Annotated in this window: 18 protein-coding genes; 9 read left to right on the top strand and 9 right to left on the bottom strand. The window is 64.5% G+C overall.

Annotation, left to right across the window (positions count from 1 at the left end; genetic code table 11):
* Positions 1-7 precede the first annotated feature (7 nt).
* The 7 genes from K2X73_RS13475 to K2X73_RS13445 form a co-directional block, all read right to left on the bottom strand.
* Positions 8-526, bottom strand: a complete 519-nt coding sequence (locus K2X73_RS13475; protein ID WP_294111644.1) for a hypothetical protein — start codon at positions 524-526, stop codon at positions 8-10.
* A gap of 128 nt (positions 527-654) precedes the next feature.
* Positions 655-1911 carry an SAM-dependent methyltransferase gene (locus K2X73_RS13470; RefSeq protein WP_294111642.1) on the bottom strand — a complete coding sequence of 419 codons (1257 nt, stop codon included), beginning with the start codon at positions 1909-1911 and terminating at the stop codon, positions 655-657.
* 43 nt (positions 1912-1954) lie between these two features.
* Positions 1955-3154, bottom strand: a complete 1200-nt coding sequence (locus K2X73_RS13465) for an SAM-dependent methyltransferase (RefSeq protein WP_294111640.1) — start codon at positions 3152-3154, stop codon at positions 1955-1957.
* Positions 3141-3992 carry a Fic family protein gene (locus tag K2X73_RS13460; RefSeq protein ID WP_294111638.1) on the bottom strand — a complete coding sequence of 284 codons (852 nt, stop codon included), beginning with the start codon at positions 3990-3992 and terminating at the stop codon, positions 3141-3143. The genes K2X73_RS13465 and K2X73_RS13460 overlap by 14 nt, the downstream gene beginning before the upstream one ends.
* On the bottom strand, positions 3974-5164 hold the full coding sequence (locus K2X73_RS13455) for a DUF6817 domain-containing protein (RefSeq protein WP_365980691.1): 1191 nt from the start codon (positions 5162-5164) through the stop codon (positions 3974-3976). Before K2X73_RS13455 ends, K2X73_RS13460 begins: the two co-directional genes overlap by 19 nt.
* A 97-nt stretch (positions 5165-5261) precedes the next feature.
* Entirely contained in the window at positions 5262-5813 is a 552-nt protein-coding gene (locus K2X73_RS13450) for a MarR family winged helix-turn-helix transcriptional regulator (protein ID WP_294111634.1), read from the bottom strand.
* Between the two features lie 286 nt (positions 5814-6099).
* Positions 6100-6654 carry a hypothetical protein gene (locus tag K2X73_RS13445; protein WP_294111632.1) on the bottom strand — a complete coding sequence of 185 codons (555 nt, stop codon included), beginning with the start codon at positions 6652-6654 and terminating at the stop codon, positions 6100-6102.
* Between K2X73_RS13445 and K2X73_RS13440 the strand changes: the two genes are divergently transcribed.
* The 8 genes from K2X73_RS13440 (at position 6644) to K2X73_RS13405 (ending at position 17040) form a co-directional block, all read left to right on the top strand.
* Positions 6644-7987, top strand: coding sequence for an HlyD family efflux transporter periplasmic adaptor subunit (locus K2X73_RS13440; protein ID WP_294111630.1), 1344 nt, complete (start codon positions 6644-6646; stop codon positions 7985-7987). The genes K2X73_RS13445 and K2X73_RS13440 overlap by 11 nt on opposite strands.
* Positions 7984-10119: a peptidase domain-containing ABC transporter gene (locus K2X73_RS13435; RefSeq protein ID WP_294111629.1), complete on the top strand. Its 2136-nt coding sequence runs from the start codon at positions 7984-7986 to the stop codon at positions 10117-10119. The genes K2X73_RS13440 and K2X73_RS13435 overlap by 4 nt, the downstream gene beginning before the upstream one ends.
* A gap of 97 nt (positions 10120-10216) precedes the next feature.
* Positions 10217-10954 carry a hypothetical protein gene (locus tag K2X73_RS13430; RefSeq protein WP_294111627.1) on the top strand — a complete coding sequence of 246 codons (738 nt, stop codon included), beginning with the start codon at positions 10217-10219 and terminating at the stop codon, positions 10952-10954.
* A gap of 41 nt (positions 10955-10995) precedes the next feature.
* On the top strand, positions 10996-11421 hold the full coding sequence (locus K2X73_RS13425) for a hypothetical protein (RefSeq protein ID WP_294111626.1): 426 nt from the start codon (positions 10996-10998) through the stop codon (positions 11419-11421).
* Positions 11422-11544: 123 nt separating this feature from the next.
* Positions 11545-12300: a hypothetical protein gene (locus K2X73_RS13420; protein WP_294111624.1), complete on the top strand. Its 756-nt coding sequence runs from the start codon at positions 11545-11547 to the stop codon at positions 12298-12300.
* 22 nt (positions 12301-12322) lie between these two features.
* On the top strand, positions 12323-12952 hold the full coding sequence (locus K2X73_RS13415; protein ID WP_294111623.1) for a hypothetical protein: 630 nt from the start codon (positions 12323-12325) through the stop codon (positions 12950-12952).
* Positions 12953-13283: 331 nt separating this feature from the next.
* Positions 13284-14423 (top strand): aspartyl protease family protein, encoded by a 1140-nt coding sequence (locus K2X73_RS13410; RefSeq protein ID WP_294111622.1) that lies wholly within the window; start codon positions 13284-13286, stop codon positions 14421-14423.
* Positions 14424-14676: 253 nt separating this feature from the next.
* Positions 14677-17040 carry a TonB-dependent receptor gene (locus K2X73_RS13405; protein WP_294111621.1) on the top strand — a complete coding sequence of 788 codons (2364 nt, stop codon included), beginning with the start codon at positions 14677-14679 and terminating at the stop codon, positions 17038-17040.
* A gap of 203 nt (positions 17041-17243) precedes the next feature.
* Here the strand turns inward: K2X73_RS13405 and K2X73_RS13400 are convergent, their stop codons facing one another.
* Positions 17244-17849, bottom strand: a complete 606-nt coding sequence (locus K2X73_RS13400; protein WP_294111620.1) for a TetR/AcrR family transcriptional regulator — start codon at positions 17847-17849, stop codon at positions 17244-17246.
* A 63-nt stretch (positions 17850-17912) separates the two neighbouring features.
* Here K2X73_RS13400 and K2X73_RS13395 point away from each other — a divergent pair, with 63 nt between their 5' ends.
* Positions 17913-18902 (top strand): SDR family NAD(P)-dependent oxidoreductase, encoded by a 990-nt coding sequence (locus tag K2X73_RS13395; RefSeq protein WP_294111619.1) that lies wholly within the window; start codon positions 17913-17915, stop codon positions 18900-18902.
* 191 nt (positions 18903-19093) lie between these two features.
* Here K2X73_RS13395 and K2X73_RS13390 read toward each other — a convergent pair.
* Positions 19094-19487 (bottom strand): hypothetical protein (locus tag K2X73_RS13390; RefSeq protein WP_294111617.1); only part of this gene is annotated, 394 nt, incomplete at its 5' end.

Below are 19487 nucleotides of genomic sequence, written 5' to 3'. Positions count from 1 at the left end.
GTGACGTTCAGAAGTGGACCTGCAGCGCGGCGCCGACCGACACGTCGCTGCCGTTCGTGCCGACCGAGAATGAACCGGACGCGCCGTTGCTGAACTGCACCGAATAGGTGCCGGTGGCGAGCCCGCTGCTCAGATCGATCGTACCGGTATAGGTCGATGACCCTTCCTGGATATCGAGCGTGAGCGATTTGACATCGAGCTTGGCAAGATCGAAGTCGATCTTGAAATCGCCCGCGCTGTTCTTCGCGGTGACGATGATGTCGGCCGTGTGCGCGGTGGGATCATATTTGGGCTGGACGGTGACGCTGTTGCCGTGATCGTCCGACGTCACGACGATCGGCGGGGGTGTAGTGCCCACGTCGCCACCACCACCGCCGCCGCCGTCACCGCCGCCGGTATCGCCATAGTCGCCGAAATAGTCCCAGTAGCCATCGCCGCCGCCGCCGGTGTCGCCCGTCACCACGATGTCGCCCGTATCCTCGCCACCAGCAACGAGTTCAAGCTCTTCTAGCGTCAATTCCCGCATGGTACTTCTCCTTGATCTCGGAACAGATTTACCTGCTTACGATTAATTGGTGAACGAAAGAAACAGCCGTAGATGGAGTTAAGCTCCAAACAAACACTCCACCGAAAGATGCAATTATTCGAATTCGACTAATCAGCGACGATGGGTGCCGTTGCTTCAAGATCAGGCCCGTCCACCATTGCTGTTTCGTCATTCAGCGCGGCATTGATCGCGCGGGGATGGGGAACTTGCAGCAGACGGCGAGCGCGCGGGCTTAGCGCGGCGAAGCGCGGGTCGGCCAAGACCTTGCCGGGCGCCGCGGAGAAGCGTTCGAGCAACGCGACGTCGCGGCTCAACGCTTGCAGGAACTGGTTCGCGGCGGTGGGCGGCGTCGCGCGATAATGGTCGGGCGGCACGAACGCCTGGAACAGCGCCAGGGCGGCCTGTTCGACCTGGCCGTAAAAGGCGGCGGCATGGCGTGGCGGCGCTGATCGCTCGGTGATCGGGGCGGCCCATTCGGGAAGGGCGTATTGCTGCGTGCGCTGGCGGATCGCCCCGTCGCGCGCGCCGACCATCGGTGCGAGATAGAGCGTCGAGATCGCCGAGATTGATTGCTTGGCCGCAGGATCGCGCAGCGCCGCCAGCGTCATCGCCTCGATCACCGGGTCGAGCCCGACATAATGGGGGGCGATATAGTGGACCGCGGTCCAGTCCTCGCCAAAGGCAGCGATCAGCCGGTCGAGCAGGCGTTCGAAGCCCTTGTTCTCGAACCCGCCCGGGGCGAAGCCATAATCGCCAACCGCGCCAATCTGCCAAAGGATGGTATGCAGCGACGGATCGAGGACGCGCCCGCCGTAAACCAGTTCGGATGCCTCGAAGCTTATCAGCCCAGGAATCATCGGATCGAAGCCGAGATCGGCGACGAGGTGATCGAGCGCGGAAATACCCGGGCGCATCGTGGTTCGGTGGCCTTCCGCGCGCGCTACCTTGATCGCGCGGTGCGTGGGCGTCGCGAAGAAGCCGGGATGGCCATAGAACATCGCCACCACCTTTTTGCCCTGGCGGACGAAATGGAGCAAAGCTTCCGCCATGCAGACATAGCTCAGATGCCGCGCGACCGATGGGTTGTACAGGATGCGCAGGTCATAAGCGTCGGGCCGCAGCTGATTGATCCAGCTTTCGGTCACGCGGTCATAAAGGCAGTGGAAGACGACATCGGCGTGCAGCAGCGCGGTTTCATCGCTCACCATGATGTCGTTGTGCGCGATGCCCGAACCAAGGACGCTCAACTCGCCGGGGATGATCGGGGCGTCTTCACCCGTGCGCGCGGCGATGGCGGCGGCGAGTTCCCGCCAGCGTGCGACCATCCGCGCCGTTTCGTCCTGAGCCACTGTCTCCGCGCGCATCGCCGTTCCTTTCGCTCGGGGTGCGGCGCCTGGCCGCGCAAGTTCAGCCGCGCTCGCCGGGCTCGGTGATCGCGGCGATGATGGCTTTGTTGTGCTGGGTGCCCAGCAGGCTTTTCTGCCGCTCGGTCAGCTGGGCGCCCTCGGGTCCGTCGAGCACGGCGGCCGGATCTCGCTCGAACCGCCCGCGCAGCGCGATGTCGCGCTGTAGCGCGTCGAGAAAGTCGATCACCGGGCTTGTCTCTTGGACGCGGTAGCCGCTCGAGAAGGCAAGCGGCGCCATGCTCGCCAGCGACTTGCGCTCGCGCGGGCCATATTGGGTCAGATCGCGCATCACCCCGGTCGGGCGCCGGCGGATCGGGGCGCCGAAGGCATGCGCGCGCGCCGGGTCGGTTTCGCTGACCGCCGCGGGGGCGAGGTAAAAGGTCGATAGCGTCGTCAACCGCCGCGCCTGATGCGGATCGCGCAGCGCCACGACCGACAGGCGCTCGATCAGCGGCTCGCCGCCGGCATATTGCGCGCCGACATAGTGGACGAGCTCGAAGTCCGCGCCATAGGCCTCCTCGAGCAGGTCGACGAGCAGCGGCAGGCCCTGATTGCCATAACCCTCGCGGCGATAGCCGAGCTCGCCGACGACGCCCACTTGCCAGAGCATGGTGTGAAGGCTGGGATCGAGCCGCCGCCGCCGGAGCAGCAGGTCGGTCGCTTCATAGCTCAGCAGCCCGGGGAGCCCGGGATCGAAGCCGAGATCGGCGACGAGACAGTCGAGCGCGGAGATGCCGGGATGCATCCGCGCCCGGTGCCCTTCCTTGCGCGCGAGCTGTACGGCGCGGTGCCCGGGGGCGGCGAAAATGCCCGGATGGCCGTAAAACACGGCTGCGACATGTTCCCCCTGGCGGACATAATGCAGCAGCGCTTCGGCCATGCGGGTATAGGTGGCGTGCCGGTCGATCGCTTCGTGATAGAGGATCGCCAAATCGAAGCCGTCGGGCCGCAACTGGCGCAGCCAGTTCTTCGTGATGTGATCGTTGATGCTGTAGAAAACGCGGTCGGCCACAGCGATGTGACGTTCGACGTCGATGCTCAAATGGCCGTGCGCGATCCCCGAGCCCATGATGGAGAGCTGGCCTTGGCGTTGGGCGACCGGCGCGGCTGGCTGTGGTGGTGCGGCGGCGATCGCGCGCGCAAGCTCCGCCCAGCGCGCTTTCATCGCCGCGGTCGCCGCGCTCGCTTCAACCAGGTGCATGTGAACGCTCCAGCTCGAGCCGATGGAGAAGATGATCGTGCCACAGGCGCATAGCCGCGCGGAGCAGGCGGGCGAGGGGCACCCAATCGCCCTGCGTCTCGACCAGCCGGACGCGCAGCACATACCCACCCCGCGCCAGCCGCGCGATCTCGCGCAATGGTAGATAGAGCCGCGGAACGGTGGCGGAGTCATTGAGCAGGCCATTGCCCAGGATGCGCGCCAGACGCCCGTTGCCGTCGATGAACGGGTGGCAATTGGTGATCGCGACCAGGAGCAGCGCGAGATCGAACGATCGCGGCCGCGGATCGGGCTCGCAGACCCGCTCGACGATCCGCTGTAGCTGCGCGCCAATCAGCGCCGGGGCGGGATAGGTAACATAGCGCCCGAAGCGATCGGGGCTCGCGCAGCGGTCGCGGTCGCGCAGTGCCGGGTCGCCCGTCAGCCGCGCCATCACCTCGTGAATGGTCGCCAGCAACGCGCCGGGCGCGCGCGCCGCCCGCGCGTCGTGAAGTTGCGCGAAGACGCGCGCGAGGGTGGCCCATTCGTGGCGCGCGGCGGTGAGCGCGATCGGCGCGGTTACCAACGGAAACAGCGGCGACAGCTCGTGATGGAGGTCGTGGAGCGGTGCCTTGGCGGGCGGCAGCGCCGTTTCGAGGCCAGCGCTCGGCAGATGTGCCGCGAGATTGGCGGCTTGGCTCGCCAGCACGTCGACGTCCCACAGCGCGTGCCGCGCCGCGTCCGGCAGGTCGGCGAGCCGTGGCAGCGGCATCAGCCGTCGCTGGCGGCCATAGGGCAGGCGGGCCGCCTCAGGCGGGAAGATCAGGCGCGGGGCGAGCAAAAGGTCTTCACCACGATCACCGCGCGGAGCGCGGGGCAGTCGCGGCTCGGCGAGCGCGCGGCATGGGGGATCACGCCGGGAAAAAACACCAGCCGGCCCGGCCGCGGATGGACTGCCTTGACCACGTCGCGCCCCGCCGCGTCGAAGAACAGCGTCTCGCCGCCCCAATTCGCCTCCCAATCGGGATGAGCATAATAGAGCGCGGTGTAGTGGCCGGCTCGTTCGCTGTCCTTGTGCTGGTGTCCGTCCCCGCCATAGGTATGGCCGTTGGCATAGACCCGTACCGGCACATGGCCGGTCGCGATGGTATCGCGAATGAAGTGCCATAGCGCGAGCACGGGTTCCATCAGCGGCCGTTCGAGCAGTTCGCCCTCGCAACTGGCCTCGCCATCCTCGTTGTCGCCGGCGAAATGCGAGTGCCAGAAATAGTGGCGGTCCTGCGTCGGTGACGCCTTCCATCCATAGCGCCAGATGTTGCGTTCGGTGAGTGCGGCGAGTCGCTGCTGGAGATGCGGCGGAATGAAATCGTCGAGTACCTCGACCGCCGTTTCGGCACCGCCCGCCACGGTGAGCGCGCTTGTCTCGCGCCTGGGCCTTGGAGGCTGGTCGAAGCCAAAGGTCGCTTCCACTTCCGCCCGGGCCAGCGGGGTGAGCAGCGGCATGATCCCGCGGAACAGGGAAAGATGCTGCGCGCGCTGGATTGCCCGCAGGCGCGGCAATTGCTCGAGCCAATTGGCCAGAAAGAGATGGAGCAGATCGAGCTTATCCGCTGCGGTCATCCGTCCGCTGTGGCGCAATTGTCGCTCCGGGGTGGCGAGATCGGCGTCGATTTCGACCAGGAAGCCGCGCACGTTGAGCATACAGAAGAAGTGAGCGAGCCGTTCCGCCTCGACCCCGATCACCGCCCTGACGGTGTCGCGTTCGTCGGCAGCGAAGAGCTGCGAATGAAAGCTCTCCGTTCCGTAGACCGAATGATATAGGCCGGCCAAGGCAAGTGCTGATCTGCATTGCCAAGCTTTCAGCTTACCATAAACGCCTTGAAGATGCTGAATCAGGGTGGCGTTTGAATGCCGAACGTCGCTGCCCGGGCGGTTCACCAAGAAGTCGAGCGCCGCTCGTTCCTGATCATCGGAGCCGAGACTTGGCGTGTTCCGTTCCAAGACCGAGGCCATTTACCGCTCCATCGACCATGTCCTGGTGGCGTTAAGCGCTCTCCGTCCGGCTGTGGCAATCGCGGTTAGGTGTCGGGGTGGAGCGAACGTCCAGGATTTACGCCGCTGGCGGCAGCAACATCGGGCATGGTGCCTTGGTCCCGGCAAGAATATGCGTCAGCGCCTCGAAGGCCGCGTCGGACAACCGCAGCAGGACGCGCCGGCGATCATGCGGATCGCGCTTTCGCACGAGGATGTTGCGTTCCTGCAATTGCTGGCACAAGCGCAGCGCCGAGGTGAGCGGCAGGGCCGAGGCAAGGCAGGCATTGCCGACCGAGACGTCGCAATTGTCGGTAAAGGCAAGATAGAGCTCGAGCAGGATCGCCCAGGCCGGGTCCGAAAAGAGGTCGGCGCCAAAAGCACGCTCGCGCAGCTTGCGCATGGTGACGATGTGGGCGGCATTGGCCCGCGCGACCGCTTGTTCGGACGGCGCCTCGGGCTCGGCCTGGCGGGAGGAATTGAGGTGCAGCTGGGTTCCACCCGGCACCTGTTGCACAAGCTCTTCGATCGAAAGCATCAGCTGGGTCACGGTTCGCCCGAGGGGCGTATCGAGACCCATGGCTGCGACAGGGGGCGGCACGGGCGCGCTCGTCGAGCCCGCGCGACGCAAGATGGATGCCACGGCGCATTCCTTTGCTGTAAGAGATCCCGCCGGCGACCGGCGGTGATTAGCTGCCCCCCGGCCGCTCTGGTCCGGTCTAGGTAGGCGAAGGCCGCGGGTGTCGAGAGATGAATCGCCGGGGCCGGCTGGCGGCTAGCAACGAGGCGTGTGCTTCATATGCTCGGTCGTGAGCCATCACGCCCTCTCCCAACGGAACGGCGTTACTTACGCAAAATTACCGAATGACGAGAATAGCTTGCCCCAACTTGGTCCGACCAACCGTGCATCAATCGCGTTAAAGCGAAAGATCACTTTTGTCATGATCGTTGCCAATTCCCGGTTCGCGGCAGTCAAGCAAAACAAGACCACGCTTGATCGAGAGTGATTCTCTGCTCTTGCTGTATAAGATTGTGAAATACGATACTATCTTGATCAATAAAAGGGGATCGCCGTCGATCGGTACGAAACGAATATCGAGTCGTCGCCGCTTAAGCGCGCGCTGAAGCTCGAGCAACGCCGAACCCGACGGGGGGTGTGCCTCGTCGGCTTCGTAGAAGACGACGCAGTCCAGGTCCGACGGATCGGGCTTCGCATCGAGCGCGCTGCCGCCAAGCAGAGCGGCCACCGGGCGCGCGCTTAGCGCCGCAAGTCGCGCCAGCCCGACACGTAGTTGTTCGATAAAGCCTTCCCGGTTGGACAGGAATCCCTCTGTCCCGGCCTCCGACAGATGCGCGATATAGGGTGTGGCGTTGAGCGGCGTGCTCTCCTGCTCCGGCCCGACAAAGGGCGGAAAATGCTGGGAGGCCGCGCGGATGCGGCTTTCGCGAAGGATGTGCGCGATGTCGACCAAAAACGCTGTCCTTCTCGCCAACCCCGCGCCCGCCGCGCCAATAGCCGAGCCTTTGCGAGATTCACAAGCGAGCGCAGAGGGTTATGCCGCCACCGCGCTCTACCGCCCCGAAGCCCTTGAGCATCTGCGCTCCAAACATGGCCGACCGGCGCGGCTGCGGGACGTGTCGATCTGGCTATCGGTCCTGTTCATGGTCGCGACCGCCGCCGGGGTGCTCGCTTTCCTGATGATCGCCAAATTCGCGCGGAAGGAGACGGCGGAGGGGCTGTTGCAGCCCGACTCCGGGAGCGCCGCCATCCTGTTCGAGCGCCCGGCGACGGTGACGCGAGTATTCGTTCGCGAAGGGCAGGAGGTGCGCGCGGGCGACCCGCTTTTCGCCGTCTCGGTCGATCAGACGCTCGACGATGGGCGGACGATGAGCGAACGGCTCAACCAGGCCAATGCGCGCCAGGCAAGCGAAGTTCAAAACCAGCTTGCCGCGGTCGGCGTCTCCAGCCTTGCCCAGCAGCGCGCCATGCAGGACCGGATCACGGCGGACGGCGCGCAACTGGCCCGTTTGCGCGCCAATCTCGGCCTTCAAGAGGAGCGGCTGACGCTCGATCAGACCACGCTTGGCAATTACGCGACGCTTGCCGAGCAGGGCTATGTTTCAAAGATCAAGCTGCGCGATCAGCAGGCCCAGGTGCTCGGCACGCGCGAGGCGCTCAACGACACGCAGCGGCAGATCGATCAAATCCTGGGGGACATCGCCTCGGCCCAGGCCGAGCTGCGGCGGCAGCGCTCGGACGGCGCGGCCGCGACCGCTCAGCTGCGCGCGAGCCGCGCCGCGCTCGACGAAAAGCGCGCCCAGAATGATGCCGGGCGCGCGATGGTGCTCGTCGCGGCCGAGACGGGCCGGGTGGTCACCTTGCGGGTGGGGCCGGGCTCGCCGGTCACGCCCAACGTGCCGCTCGCCACGCTGCTTCCCAGGGGAGCCCGGCTCCAGGCCGAATTATGGGTGCCCTCGCGCGCGATCGGCTTCGTGCGCAACGGCGACGAGGTGCGGTTGATGTTCGACGCTTTTCCCTTCGAGCGGTTCGGCACGGTCACCGGCCGGGTGAGCTCGGTCTCGGCCACGCCGGTCGATGCCAAGGATCTGCCGCTGGCGAGCGAGAATAAGGAAGCGCTGTACCGCGTGCGCGTGGCGCTGCGGCAACAGACGATTTCGGCTTATGGACACAGCTGGGCGCTCGCCCCCGGCAGTCGCTTGCGCGGCGATCTCATCCTGGAGCAGCAATCGCTGCTTGCCTGGCTGCTCGATCCGCTGCGCGCGGTGAAGGGGCGCGCGCTGTGAGCCGCGCCGCGATCCGCAACCTGCAGGCCGAGGCGACCGAATGCGGGCTGGCGTGCCTTGCCATGGCGGCGCAGAGCGCCGGGTCCGACATCGATCTGGCGTGGCTGCGCCAGCATTACCCCTCGAGCATCCGCGGCATGAGTTTGCGCCAGATGGTGGATGTCGCCCATGGCATCGGCATGACGGCGCGGGCGGTGCGGTGCGATCCCGACGAGCTCGATCGGCTGCAACGCCCAGCCGTGCTCCATTGGGGGCTGCACCATTTCGTGCTGCTCGATCGGGTGATGCGCCGGCAGGTGCGGATTTTCGACCCGTCGCGCGGCTATGTCAGCCTGGGCCGGGAGGAAGTGAATCGGTGCTTCACCGGCGTCGCGCTCGAACTGGCGGCGGCGCCCAATTTCCGCCGCCGGGCCGAACGGCCGCCGTTCAGCCCGCTCGCGCTGATCCATTGGTCGCCGGCGGTGCGCGCGGCGCTGCTGCAGGCGTTGTTGCTCTCGCTGATCCTGCAACTCTACATGATCGGCGCACCGCTCTACATGCAGAGCGCGATCGATAGCGGCGCGCTGCGCGGCGATCGCTATCTGCTTGCGACGCTGGCGATCGGCTTCATCGCCTTCGCCGCGTTCAACGCGGGGGCGCAGGCGCTGCGGGGGGTGATCCTCCAGCGGTTGAGCGCCTTGCTCAGCTGGGACATGAGCAGGCGGCTGTTCCATCACCTGATCCGGCTGCCGCTGCCCTGGTTCGAAAAGCGCAAGCTCGCCGACACGATGACTCGCTTCCAGGCGATCGATCCGATCAAGAACCTGATAACCACGGGGCTGGTCGGATCGGTACTCGATGGCGTCCTGTCGATCAGCATGCTCGCGCTGATGTTCGTCTATTCGATCGAGCTGGCCGGGATCGCGACGATCGGCTTTCTGCTCTATCTGGTCGTGCGGCTGGGCACGGTGAGGCTGACGCTGCGCTACGCCGCCGAGCAGTTCCGCGCTTCGATCGCCGAGCAGGGCAAGCGCATCGAAACGCTGCGCTCGATCCAGACGATCAAGGTCATGTCGGGCGAAGGCCAGCGCGAGGGCGTGTGGGCGAACAAGCAGGCGGGGCTGGTCAAGGCGCAACAGGACAATGCGCTTGCGACCACGCTGGTTGGTGTCGCGCAACAGGCGATCGACACGGTGACGCTGATCGTCATCGTCTATGTCGCGGCCAACCGCGTGATCGATGGCGCTTTCACGGTTGGCGCGCTGTACGCCTTCGTTGCTTACCGGCAACAATTCGCCGCCCGCGTCGCGACGATGATCGACCAGCTCGTCTCGTGGCAGATGCTCGAAATCTACAACACCCGCATCGCCGACGTCGTGCTGACGCCGGTCGAGCAGGGAATCGAGTCCGAGCCGAGCAACTTGCCGGCCATGCGGGGGCAGCTGCAGGTGGCGGGCGCGGCATTCCGTTATGGCCCGACCGACTCGCTGATTTTTCGCGACATCAACTTCACGATCACCGCGGGCGAATCGGTGGCGATCGTAGGTCCTTCGGGTTGCGGCAAATCGACGTTGCTCAAGGTGATTTGCGGTCTGTACCCGCTGACCGCCGGCGATATCGCGGTCGACGGCTTGCCGCTCTCGGTCTGGGGTCCCAAGGCGCTCCGCGCCGCCTTTGGCGTCGTGCTCCAGAACGACGAACTGCTGCCGGGCACGATCCTCGACAATGTCGGCTTCTTCGACGAAGCGCTCGATGTCGATTGGGCGTGGGAGTGCTTGCGCCACGCCGCCATTGCCGATGAAGTGCGGCGCTTGCCCATGGGCGAGCACAGCTATGTCGGCGATATCGGGTCGGCGCTATCGGGTGGCCAGCGACAGCGCGTGCTGCTCGCGCGCGCCTTGTACAAGCGCCCCCGTTTTCTCGTCCTTGACGAGGCCAGCGCCCATCTGGACGGCGAGCGCGAGGCGCGGATCAACGACCATCTGCGGGCGATGTCGATCACCCGCCTGATCGTCGCCCACCGGATCGAGACCATCGCGGCGGTCGATCGCGTCCTGCTGCTCGATCCAAACGGAATGCATGAACTCGGATCGGGACAGGATTACCGCCAAAGGGCGGGGGAGCGGCCGTCGATGCGGGTGGTGCCCAGCTGATCGTCCCTAGGCCGCGCGGGACGCCCTACGGATGCGGCGCGGTTCAAGCCATGCAACGCAAGGAGTAAGCAACATGCGCGAATTGACCCTTGAGGAATTGGAACTGGTCGCCGGTGGCGACGACACGGGCGACATCGTCGTAACGGGCGATCGCGGCGGCGACTCGGGCGATTGGGGCGACTGGGGCGACTTCGGCGATTATGGCGACACGGGAGGTGGAGACGGCGGCGGTGGCGGCGGCGACAGCGGCGCGGATACCCCGCCTGCGGACTTTCACGGCATCAGTGCCACCGGCGAGAGCGTGCAACCCTTTCTCAACCAGCCGCACATGAACCCGGGGGACTCGCGGCCGCTTACTCAAAATGAAAAGATCGCCCTTGCCGGCTACACCAATCTGACCGCAGCCCAGATCGATGCGATCCGCATTAATGCTGGCGGGCAGTTCGGCTCGGCTGCGGCCACAACATGGTCCGGCACCAATATTTCTTTCGACCCTCAATTCGCCTTGCAGGATTTCTCGAAGAACCCGGATACGATGGATCTTCTCGTTCACGAGGCATATCATGTCTATCAATATGACTCGGGCCTGGGATATTTGCGCATGGCGGCTGACGAGATCGCCGTTGGGACGAGCAGCCATGATTATTATACCTATACCCAGCAGGATCTCGCCGCGATCGCGCAGAACCCATCCGCGCTCGCCGCGATGAATATCGAGACGCAGGCGGCGATCGCGCAGGATTTCTATCGCGTGTCGAACGGTTTGCCCGCGCAGGGCGCGGTGGGCTTTTCGCCGAGCGCGGCCGATCTCGGTGCCGCCAGCCACCTTCGCTGACACTGACGCGTTGGACAGGCTCCACTGGATAGGAACGCACCATGCGAATCTTCTTGCGCATCGTTGGGACCCTGGTGGGGCTCGCGCTGGCGCTGCTCGCGCTGGCGCCGGCGGTTTTCATTGGCGACCCTGCGGCGGACAGCAGCCGCTTGTTGCGCGCGCTGACCGTCTGGGGCGCGGTGATCGCGTCGTGGCTTACGGGCTCGCTCGCGCTGTCGCTGGTGACGACGCCGCTTCTTGCCGCCGGGCTGTCGCGACGTCTCGTCGCGACCGGCGCGGGGCTGGTCGCGGCGGCCGTCGCCTTGTTCGTCGCGACCTCGGTCTATGTTCGCGACAGCTTCACGCTCGAGCTTTTTCCGCTGTGCTTGTTGCTGGCCTATTTGGGCGGCGCGTTGATGCTGGGTGGGGCGCGTCGGAGCCGGCGCGCGACTGGGCGAGGGTCCGCGGCTACGACCACCTCTCCTTGATTAAGTCTATATGAGACCAGTTTGACACCTAATTCCGTATTTGGCCATGCCGATGGATCGAAAGATGCTCGCGTGCAATATCTAAGTTTCATAAGTAGAACTCCTCAATAAAGGAGAACCGCGATGCGTGAACTCACCTTGGAGGAACTTGAACTTGTCGCTGGCGGCGATGATACGGGTGACATTGTCGTCACCGGTGATCGCGGCGGAGGCGATTGGGGCGATTTCGGTGACTTTGGTGACTTCGGTGATTATGGCGATTACGGCGATACCGGCGGCGGCGGTGGTGACTCGCCTCCCCCGCCTTCGTGTGGGGGGACGACGCCGTCGCACGACTGGTCGCAAAACAACCCGGCGGTCCAGAGCGCCCTGCGGACCGCGAATGCCGATGAGGCCGGCGTCGACCGGGCGATCGCCAACTGGAGCACGATCGTAAGCGCGGCCAATGCCCATGGGATCGATCCAGCCCTTCTCGGCGCCATCGCGATCCGCGAGAGCGACTTCCAGGACATTAATCAGATCGGTGGCGGTTTGGGTCGCGGCGTGTTCCAGATCGACCTCGGTGCCCACCCCGGCGTAACCGAAGCCCAAGCCAACGATCTTGCCTGGTCGGCGGATTACGCGGCCAACCTCCTCGCCACCAACATGGCCGAACTCGCGCGTGATCACCCGAATTTCACGCACGATCAACTGACCCAGGCGACCGCCGCTTCGTACAACTTCGGCACCGGCAACATTTCGGGCAATCCGAGTACGATCGACGTCGGCACGACCGGTGGAAATTACGGCTCGAACGTTCAGGCACTCATGAACGCATTCAAGAACCCCGAATATGGTTCGACCCCGGGTGCGGGACCGAACAACGGTGGCTGTGGTTGAATCTGAACGGACGGGAGGAATTATGACCGGCTCGCACGCAAATCATACTCGCCTGGCGTTACTTGCCCTGAGCATCGGTGGCGCAACGATCTTGCCCACCGCCATTCACGCGGCAGACACGCCCGGCTACCGGACCTGTGCGGCGAGCCACTTGGATGGCGTCGATCCGATTCGCCTCAAGCGCGCATTGGTCGACGCCGTCGGGCCGAACATTGCCCGGCCAGACGCCGATCGCTTCTTTTCGGATAATGTGGTTCTCGCCGCGCCCGCGCCGCTACGTCGAGGGCACGGCGACGTTATCGTTTACACCCAGGGTCCGCGCGTGTGCGGCTCGGGCGGCTGCAACCTGTATGTCCTGGCCCGCAAGGCCGGCGGCGCCTCTTCACGACCATCCTATCGCCTGTTGGGGAAGGTTACGGCGGCCCGGCCGCCGGTATCCGTCCTGCCCACCATCCATAACGGCCGCCACGACCTCGGCGTCGGAGTCGCGGGCGGCGGCATTCGCGACCCTTACACCGCGGCCTTGGCATTCGATGGAAAGCGTTACCCCGGCAACCCGACGCTTCCCGGCATTCCGCGCGTTACCGGGGACATGGGCCATGTCATCTTGGCCTCGGCCGATGGGTCAGGACCACAATGTCGGCTGCGATAGGCGCGTCATCTTCGTCGGGAACCCGTGACGGTCCGGCGATGCCGAAGCAACGCCAGGCGGTACAGGATCCGATCCCGCGCGTGCCGAGGATTGCATGGGGGTGCCTGCGATCCCAGTGGCGGCGCAACCGCGCCGCCTTTCCGCCGCTCCCCGAAATCGCGCATCCGATCATGCGATGGCGTGGTGCCACCGGCGAAGCATCGCCTACGACGTGGCATGGGCGATGAAGCACATTGGCAGCGTTCCACCTTTCGATGGGGGCGGCAGCGGCCATGGCCTGGACGAGCCGGCACGGCGCGCGGAGACGCCCTAACGCCTGAGAGGACGAAGCATGTCGATAGATCGGAGACAGTGCGTGGCCGGCGGGCTCGCCTTGGCGTTGATGCCGCGTGGCGCGCATGCGCAGCCAAGGACGGTGGAGGCCGATATCGTTGTTTCGGACAGCCGCGTGACGATCGGCGCCTTGATCAACGGGAAAGGGCCGTTCTCGCTGATCGTCGATACCGGTGCGCAAATCTCCGGGCTGCGCCAAGGTGCGGTCGACGCGCTCGCGCTGAAGCCGCGGCGCGACATTCGTCTTGGCGGCCGGCCGTTCCCGTTGTTCGCGGTCGACGACCTCCTGCTGGGCGGCGCGGTTCGACAGCAAGGCGCGCTGTTCTTTGGCCTGGGGGAATCGGCGCAACTGAGTGGCGACGGCCTGGTTGACGCGGGCATCATCACCTCGGTCGATAGCGAACTCTTGTTCGAGGCGCAGCGCTGGCGGGTCCATCTCGCCGGTTTCAGCGACACCAGCCGCTATGGAATGGCCGAAGCGCGGCTAGAGCCGGCGAAGGTGGCCGGGCTTTCGGCGCGGCTGTTCGGGCGGGTGGGCGTCGGCGAGTCGACGCTCGACATGGTGTGGGACACAGGCGCGCACCATGCCCTTTCCATTCCCGCCTCCCAAGCGCGCCGGCTTGGCCTGCTCGATCCGGCGCAGGTTTATGCGCCGGTGCCGAGCGCCGGCATTCACGGTTTGGCGCGCCAGCCGGCCCGCCTGTTCGCCGCGCCAAGGATCCGGGTCGGCGAGCATGTATTCGAAGGGCTTCACGGTGTGATCCGCATGGACGACGATACGGAGGGCGCGCTGATCTTGGGCTACCCCGTGCTGCGCTGCCTCGATCTTGCGATCGCGCGGGGTGGCGCCTTTATCGGGATACGCCGCAACAACCTCAAACCCATCAACCCGGCCTATTCGCTTGCCGGCATTTGGATCGATCCCGCCCCGAATGGCGTGCGTGTTACAGAGGTTGGCGTGGGTTCCCCCGCCGCCGAAGCCGGTCTGCGCCCCGGGGATTTGATCACGAACCTCGGCGATCTTCCCGCCGCGCTCGCGAAACTCAGGGGGGATGGTGCCGCCGAATTGGCGCTGATCGTGCGTCGGCAGAACCAGTCGGAGGCGTTAACTTTGAAGTTTCGCGATTATCTTCGGTAGATCGTCCCGGCTCGGGCATCGCGTAGCAACCGAACAGAAAACTTACCCCAGCTCCCTGATGGACCGTCCAGCCCCGCGGCGTCGGGTCGCACGTCCGCCGGCGACACACGCAACATGCGCCGAATGGGTCGTTTAATATTCCCAACGTGCTGCACTGCAACAACAATGTCACATGCCGCGCGCAAGCGCTCGCCGACCAGCGCGGCGGTGTTACCCGCCGCTGGAACGGTTCATCGGTGAATTGGGGGCTTGCATGACGAAGATGCTTTGGCTGCGCGCGATGATGCTTGCCGGCGTGCCGCCCATGGCTTTGCTCGCCGCAATGCCGGTCCGCGCGGCGGAAAAGCCCCTCGCGCCGCCCAGCGACGCAACCGCGCCCGCCGACAGCAGCGATGAAGCGGCGGGCGGCGAAGTGGTCGTCACGGCGCAGCGGCGCACCGAAAGCACGCTCGCCGTGCCGATCGCGGTGTCGGTGCTGAAGCCCGAGGCGCTTCGTGATTTCCAGTCGGGCGGCGCGGACACCCTGCTCTCGCTCTCGGGCCGGGTGCCCAGCCTCTATGTCGAATCGACCACCGGCCGCATTTTCCCGCGTTTTTACATTCGCGGCCTCGGCAATATCGACTTCTACCTCGGTGCCTCGCAACCCGTCACCCTTATCCAGGACGATGTGATCGAAGAGCATGTCGTGCTCAAATCGAACCCCGCTTTCGATGTCGCCCAGGTCGAGGTGTTGAAAGGCCCGCAAGGCTCGCTGTTCGGCCGCAACACCACCGCCGGCATCGTCAAGTTCGATAGCGCCCAGCCGACATCCACTTGGGCGGGCCAGGGGAGCCTCACCTATGGCACCTTCAACACGGTGAACGCCGATGCCGGAATCGGCGGACCGATCACGAGCGACGGCACGCTGAGCTTCCGCCTGTCTGGCCTCTACCAGCACCGCGACAATTGGATCAGCAACACCTATACCGGCCCCTCGGACGACGGCACCGTGCCGGGGCGCAACGTGATGGGCGGGTTCGACGAGCGCGACATCCGCCTGCAACTGCTCGCCAAGCCGACCGAGGCGCTGAGCCTGCGCCTGTCGGGCCATTACCGCGATTATGCCGGCACCGCCTCGATCTTCTATCGCGGCTCGATCCAGCGGGGCACCAACGCCGTGCCGGCCAATTTCGATCGCTCGGTCGTCGCCTATGACGAGGCGCGCAACAATCCGCAGGCCTATCAGACGGGTGGCGCCTCGCTGAAGGCCGATTACGATTTCGGTCCGGTGACACTCACCTCGATCACCGCCTGGGAGCGTGCCTCGGGCTTCAGCCGGGGCGACACCGATGGCGGCGCGGCGGCCAATTTCGGCGGCGTCGCGCCCAATATCTGCGCGGCGGGCTGCGGCCAATCGCAGGGCCGGCTGCGTCAGCTCGATCAATGGACCGAGGAAGTCCGTCTGGCGAGCCCGAACAGCGGCCGCTTCAAATGGCAGGTCGGCGCGATCTATTTCGATTCGCGCGACACGACCGAGTTCGATCAACGCGCTTTCTTCCTGACGAGCAACGTGCTCGGCACCACGCCCAACCCGAACAATTTCGTGGTGTTGCGCAACGTCAACACCAGCTGGGCGGTGTTCGGCCAGGCGAGCTTCGATATCACCAGACGCCTGACGCTGACCGGCGGCGTGCGCGTGACCGAGGACAGCAAGGACACCAATTTGCTGCAAACGGCGAACACCGTCGCCGGCGTCTCCACCTTTACCGGCGCCCGCCGGGTGACCCTGTCGGACACGCAGCCGAGCTGGGACGTGAGCCTGCTTTACCGCGCGAGCAACGATGTCAGCCTCTATGCCCGCGTCGCGCGCGGTTTCCGCGGGCCGACCATCCAGGGCCGCTCGGCGGTGTTCAACTCGCCCTTCACCACCGCCAATTCGGAAACCAATACCAGCTATGAAGCGGGGCTGAAGACCGGGCTGCTCGGCAATCTGCTGCGCTTCAGCCTCAGCGGCTTCTATTACAATGTCGACAACATCCAGCTCAACGCCAATGACAGCAACGGCAACGGGGTGCTGTTCAATGCCAATCGCGCGACCGGCTATGGCATGGAAGGCGAACTGGAACTGCGCCCGGTGCGCAACCTGCGGCTGAGCGCGGGGCTGAGCCTGCTCAAGACCGAGATCAACGATCGCAACGTCTTCGCCCAGGTCGGCGCGGCGGGCGGTGTGGTCTCGCAGACCGTGCTCAACCCGGTGGTGCGGGTGGGCAACAACTTCTTCGCGCAGATCGACGGCAACGCGCTGCCCAACGCCCCCGACTACAATCTGAACCTTACCGCGCGCTATGATCTGCCGCTGCCGACTCGCCGCGATGTGCGGCTGTTCGTCGCGACCGACTTCAACCTGCAGGGCAAGATCAATTATGTGCTCTACAAGAGCGTCGAATATACCTCCGACGGCAATAACGAGCTGGGGCTGAAGCTGGGCGTGGCGTTCGGCCGTTATGAGCTGGCGGCGTTCGCGCGCAACCTGACCGACAACCGCAATCTGATCGGCGTGATCGACACCTCCAACTATCGCGCCGGCATCTACAACGATCCCCGCATCATCGGCGTCTCGCTCAGCGCGTTCCGCTGACGGACCGCCGTCCCCGTTGTTCAGCGCGTGGATGGCCGGGCGGGGAAGCTACGGGCCGGTCATGCCCCGGCATGGCTTGAACGGCGCGGGGCGCTGTTCACCCGGTGCTGGCCGGAACCGCGAACGGCGTGCTCAGTGTGTTTCCATACAGGCGTTCAGGCAATATTGCGGCGGTTGAGGACCGCGCTGATTTCTAACGTTGATCAACTATCGCGACGCCAACCCGAAATCACGGCTGCCGCACCGTTGGCGCCGAGTACCATTGCCTCTTCACCAGAGATTTCACCGTCCAGGGCAAGAATCGCTATGCCGTGAGCCAGGCCCCAGAGCGTTTTTGCACAACTATTCACGTCCAGAGAACTATATCCATTTTCCCGTGAGAGTGCTTCAATCGATCTTATAAGGGTTTTCGCAGGCTCAGTAGCCGCACGGTGCAGATCGGGATATTGTTTGCGGTCGGTCAGTTCTGGGCTCTGCATCAGGCGAAACAAATTGGGATTGTTGATCACGAACGCAATGTAATTCCTGGACCCTTGTATGAGGGTCTCTGTTGCGGTCGCACTTTGGGATGTGACCGCCAGCTTGCTTTGCTGTAGCGCCTCGAACCCCGAAATCGCGACCGCGACGAGCAAAGCCTTGCGATCGGGGAAATGATGATAAGGCGCCATCACGCTGACGCCGACCTTTCGCGCCAGGCCGCGGAGCGACAAGGCGCCGACGCCCTCCCGCTCAAGCACTTCTCGCGCCGCGCTCAGCAGCGCCTCGCGCAGGTTGCCGTGGTGATAGCTCTTCGCGGATTCCGAACTCATTGACGGCCCATAGCGCATTATGTATGCAGTGCAAACTTTGCACTGCATGGATTGGTTGGCCGTATGATTGTCATGACAGGTGGGACGCGAGGGCTCGGCAGAGTTGCCGCTCAGCAAATCGAGCTGGGCGGCACGAAGATAATGGGTGCCCGGGACGGCGCCGAGGTTCCGGTGGGTTGGTCGTCGCGCCCGCTCGACCTGGCGTCGCTCGAAAGCGTCCGGCGCTTCGTTGAATCGCTTCCCGATGAGCCAGTCACGCATCTGATCCTGAATGCCGGCGTTCAATTTCCGACGGCTGATAAGCGCACCGCGGAGGGGATCGAGACCACTTTCGCGACCAACCATCTGGCTCACCACCTGTTGTTGCGCCTGTTGATGCCGCGGCTGAGCCCGGGTGCCCGGGTCGTTATCACGTCGAGCGGGACTCATGACCCTCGGGAAAGAACCGGCGTGCCGGCACCGCGCCATGCGATCGCCGAGCTGCTCGCTCATCCCGAGTGCGATCCAACCCGGGACCCTCCCCGGGTGGGCGGGATGCGCGCCTATTCGTCTTCAAAACTCTGCAACCTGATGACCGCGCGGTATCTGGCGGCAAGCGAGGCTGCGTGCGCGGGGGGATGGTCCGTCTTTGCCTATGATCCGGGCCTGACGCCTGGCACCGGGCTCGTTCGCGGCCAGCCATGGCTGGTCCGCAATCTGGTTTGGCCGCTGCTGCCGATTCTGGCGCCGTTCTTTGCGGGCATGAACGACGTAAAGGCGGCGGGAAGGGGGCTGGCGGAGCTGGCGACGAGTGCGCGCGCTCCGGCGGGCCAGGTCTACGCGGCACTTCGGCGCGGGCGGCTTACCTGGCCCACGCCGTCCGAAATGGCGATGGATGATGCCGCCGCCGCCGCGCTTTGGCGGGATAGCGCGGTCCTCACCTGTCGCAGCTTGGCGGCCGTAACGCTCAAGGCCATGGGCCACAGTGCGCCGGAAACAACGCCCGCCGCGCAAGACGAGCTCGCGTGCCGAGAGCTGGTTGCAGAAGATCAAGCTCGCCCAGAATTGGCTTGAGCATTGACGCCCCCGTCTCGTAACAAAACTCGTGTTTCTACGGGCTTTGTTGCCAATATAATACTCGGTCTTTAGAATTATCCAACGTAATATTCAATAAAACAGCTTTATACAAAATTATAAACTCGCTGATTACTAGATGACAGCGCGATCATTAATATCAGCTAAAATGATCAGTATTACTACCAGGGTCAGGTTCCATGTTGTATAAAGAAACCAAAAAGCAGACTCTCGCGACCATAATGAGCAAGCGTGGAGCTATTGCTGTCGCGTTGTTCGTTGGCGCTGGGTCGGTATCGACCGGCCTTGTCTTGGATATGGCGGCCAAGCGGCGTGCCACCGAAACGGGTAGGATCGTCGCGCGGCAGGTCGCATCCGCGGTACAAAATGTTTTTGAACGTCCCATTGGCAATGTCGAAGTAACTCGCGACATGCTTCAAGGTCTTCACCGCGAGGGCATGAACAGTCGCGATACCGTCAATCGTCTGTTTAGGGCCGGGACCCATAGACAGGGTTTCTATGGCGGCGGGAATGTGATTCAGCCTCCCGATTGATCGGGAGTGAGCGTTGTCGAGTGAGTTTTGG

This window comes from Sphingomonas sp. (assembly GCF_019746665.1).
Classification (GTDB): Bacteria; Pseudomonadota; Alphaproteobacteria; order Sphingomonadales; family Sphingomonadaceae; genus Sphingomonas.
This window is presented reverse-complemented; position numbering and strand designations above follow the sequence as displayed.

Excerpts from the sequence above, each read along its gene's own strand:
- K2X73_RS13415 (WP_294111623.1), top strand. The coding sequence starts at position 12,323 with ATGACCGGCTCGCACGCAAATCATACTCGCCTGGCGTTACTTGCCCTG.
- K2X73_RS13420 (WP_294111624.1), top strand. The coding sequence starts at position 11,545 with ATGCGTGAACTCACCTTGGAGGAACTTGAACTTGTCGCTGGCGGCGAT.
- K2X73_RS13455 (WP_365980691.1), bottom strand. The coding sequence starts at position 5,164 with ATGGCCTCGGTCTTGGAACGGAACACGCCAAGTCTCGGCTCCGATGAT.
- K2X73_RS13400 (WP_294111620.1), bottom strand. The coding sequence starts at position 17,849 with ATGAGTTCGGAATCCGCGAAGAGCTATCACCACGGCAACCTGCGCGAG.
- K2X73_RS13440 (WP_294111630.1), top strand. The coding sequence starts at position 6,644 with ATGTCGACCAAAAACGCTGTCCTTCTCGCCAACCCCGCGCCCGCCGCG.
- K2X73_RS13475 (WP_294111644.1), bottom strand. The coding sequence starts at position 526 with ATGCGGGAATTGACGCTAGAAGAGCTTGAACTCGTTGCTGGTGGCGAG.
- K2X73_RS13410 (WP_294111622.1), top strand. The coding sequence starts at position 13,284 with ATGTCGATAGATCGGAGACAGTGCGTGGCCGGCGGGCTCGCCTTGGCG.
- K2X73_RS13405 (WP_294111621.1), top strand. The coding sequence starts at position 14,677 with ATGACGAAGATGCTTTGGCTGCGCGCGATGATGCTTGCCGGCGTGCCG.
- K2X73_RS13395 (WP_294111619.1), top strand. The coding sequence starts at position 17,913 with ATGATTGTCATGACAGGTGGGACGCGAGGGCTCGGCAGAGTTGCCGCT.
- K2X73_RS13465 (WP_294111640.1), bottom strand. The coding sequence starts at position 3,154 with ATGCACCTGGTTGAAGCGAGCGCGGCGACCGCGGCGATGAAAGCGCGC.
- K2X73_RS13425 (WP_294111626.1), top strand. The coding sequence starts at position 10,996 with ATGCGAATCTTCTTGCGCATCGTTGGGACCCTGGTGGGGCTCGCGCTG.
- K2X73_RS13470 (WP_294111642.1), bottom strand. The coding sequence starts at position 1,911 with ATGCGCGCGGAGACAGTGGCTCAGGACGAAACGGCGCGGATGGTCGCA.